Annotated in this window: 1 protein-coding gene; it reads left to right on the top strand. The window is 60.6% G+C overall.

Annotated elements, in window-relative coordinates; translation table 11 throughout:
- Window positions 1-3,336: beta strand repeat-containing protein (locus AC5Y7D_RS30685; RefSeq protein ID WP_499929922.1), on the top strand; the 3,336-nt coding region annotated here is incomplete at both ends.

Here is a 3,336-nt window from a genome sequence, read left to right as displayed (position 1 = left end):
AACAACGGCATCCTCTGGCGCGGCGACGCCCAAGGCCTGCTCGGCGCGAACTACACGATCCATATTCCGGAAATCCCGCTGCACCTGGTCGGAAGCATTCCGATCAACATTCCGATCACCTCGACCGTGACCGACGCCGTCTACAGCGGGATGGTCATCTCCAACATCCCGTTCGGCTTCACCGTCGGCATCGGTCCGGTGCCGGCTTTCACCGGCGTAATCAACAGCCTCCAAGTTCCTCAGATTGCGGTCGGTTATCTGCCTGGGGTGCCGGCTCCGCACGGTTTGATCGGGGGCCCCAAGACTTCGATCGACATCACGGCATTCGCCAGCATCGGCCCAGTCGACTGGACGATCATCAATTTCGGCGGGCAGCCGGGTTTCGGGAACTCGACTGCGGTACCGTCTTCGGGCTTCTTCAACAGCGGGACCGGCAGTTCCTCGGGCTTTTTCAACATCGGCGCCAACAATTCCGGTTACCGCAACCTCGACTCCGGAAATTCGGGCCTGGCCAATATCGGTGCGCTGCAATCCGGGATTTCGAACCTGGGCAGCGGCATTTCAGGTTGGGGCAACACGAGCCCGCTCGGGATCGGCACGCCCGCCGAGCTCTCCGGGCTGCAGAACGCCGGCTCCGGTGTAGCGGGGTTCTTGCGTGACGGCACCAACGGCACGGTGCTCAACGCCGGGGCGGCGAACCTGGGCGGCCTCAACTTGGGAAGTGCCAACGTCGGCAGTCTCAACATCGGCAGCGGCAATATCGGCAGTCTCAATTTCGGCAGCGCCAACTTGGGGAGCTTCAACCTCGGCAGCGCCAACTTCGGCGACTTCAACCTCGGCGGCGCCAACATCGGCGGCTCCAACATCGGCTTCGCGAACACCGGCCCGCTGTTGACCGCGGGCCTGGGCAACGTCGGCCTGGCCAACACCGGTAACCACAACCTCGGACTGGGCAACTTCGGTGACGGGAACATCGGTCTGGCCAACACCGGTACAGGCAACATCGGCATCGGCCTGACCGGCGACCACCAGATCGGTTTCGGTGACCTCAACTCCGGCACCGGCAACCTCGGCCTGTTCAATTCCGGCAGCGGCAACGTGGGCATCGGAAACTCGGGCACCGGCAACTTCGGCCTGTTCAACTCCGGCGAATACAACAGCGGAATCGGCAACACCGGCAGCACCAATACCGGGTTCTTCAACACCGGCATCGCCAACACCGGCATCGCAAACAGCGGCAACTACAACAGTGGCAGCTTCAACGCCGGTAACTTCAACACACTCGGCTTCAACCCGGGCAATTACAACACCGGCAGCTTCAATACCGGTGACTATAATACCGGAATAGCGAATACCGGCAGCTTCGACACCGGCGCCTTGATTTCTGGCAGTTACTCGAACGGGTTGCTGTGGCGCGGCGATAATCAGGGTTTGTTCGGGACCTATGTGGGGCTGTCGGTGCCTACGACGGCTATTCCGGTCAAGCTGGACATCCGAATACCGATCAATATTCCCGTCGAGTTCTTGTTCGGCACAATTGTCATTCATCAGTTCCAATTGCCGCAATACACCGCCGACATCGAAATACTGGGCATTGGTGGCCGTGCCCTCCAGGTAGGGCCCATAACATTCCCGAATGCCGGGTTTGACCTTCCGGGTATCGTAGGCAACCTCGGGAGCGCCGATACGGTCCTCGAATTCAGCGGCAGCGGCGGCCTCGGCCCGATCAGGATTCCGATCATCGACCTGCCGGCCGCCCCCGGCTTCGGAAATTCGACGGCCGGTCCTTCATCCGGCTTTTTCAACAGCGGAACCGGCGGCGCCTCGGGCTTCGGGAATACCGGCGCCAACCTGTCCGGGTTCTTCAACATCGCCTCCGGCAGTTCAGGAATCTCTGGGTACAAGAATTTTGGCGAGCTGGTTTCGGGCATCGGGAACCTCGGAAATTCGGTCTCCGGTTACATCAATACCAGTGAGCTGAATCTTTGGACCCCAGCCGATATCTCCGGCCTCGGAAACGCCGGTAGCCGGCTTTCCGGCGTGCTGCATAATCCGTGGCACTTCAACGCGGGCTTCGCAGATGTCGGCGGATCGAACGTCGGAAGCGCGAATATCGGCAGCCTCAATCTCGGCACCGGAAATATCGGCGACGTGAACATCGGCAGCGCGAATATCGGCGCGTCGAATCTCGGCACCGCGAACCTCGGCTCGTTCAACATCGGTGGCGGGAATCTAGGCAACAACAACGTGGGCCTCGGCAATCTGGGTGCTCACAACATCGGCCTGGCGAACCTCGGCGACTACAACGTCGGATTCGGTAGTGCCGGCCACGCCAATCTCGGTTTCGGCAATCGCGGTGCCGGGAACATCGGCTTCGGCAACACCGGCACCAACAACATCGGCTTCGGTCTCACCGGCGATCATGAGGTGGGAATCGGCGCCCTGAACTCCGGCACCGGCAACATCGGATTGTTCAACTCCGGCACCGGCAACATCGGATTGTTCAACTCCGGCACCGGCAACGTCGGCATCGGCAATGCAGGTAGCTACAACATCGGAGTAGGCAATGCCGGCAGCTTCAATACCGGCGTCTTCGACGCCGGCAACCTCAACACCGGCTTGGTCAACGCCGGCAACTACAACACCGGGGCACTCAACACAGGCAACACGAACACAGGCGCCTTCAACTCGGGCAACGTCAATACCGGTTTGTTCAACGCGGGCAGCTACAACACCGGCCTTGCGAATTCGGGCAACGTCGACACGGGCGCATTCATCACCGGCAGCTACTCGAATGGATTCTTCTGGAATCAGGACTATCAGGGACTCATCGGCATCCACGCCGGTATCTATGTTCCCGAGATACCACTACTGAACATGGGCGTGACGGCGCCCGTCAACATCCCGATCTCCGTTGACTTGGGTGGGACCGATTTCCAGGGCTTCAGCATCCCGGGGTTCGACATCGATGTGCTGGGATTCTTCGAGCTCCAGCTCGGCAACATTGATATCCCGAACCCCATCATCGGCCGCCTGCCCGTCGTGACAGGTCTCGTTGGAGGCCCCGATACAAAGATCAACATCGGCATCACCAGCGGGGTAGGCCCCATCAGCATTCCGCTGATCGACATTGCGGCGGCGCCCGGTTTCGGTAATTCGACCGCTGGACCGTCGTCAGGTTTCTTCAACCAAGGCACGGGCAGTTCGTCGGGCTTTGGCAATGTCGGCGCGAACGCCTCGGGCTGGCACAACGTGGCGACAGGCTTGCTCGGCAGTTCCGGACTCGGCAACGTTGGCGCCCTGCAATCAGGTCTGTACAACATGGGCAATTCGATG

The organism is Mycobacterium sp. NGS49 (genome assembly GCF_059812565.1).
Note: the sequence above shows the minus strand (reverse complement) of the source record. Positions and strands in the feature narration are given on the sequence as shown.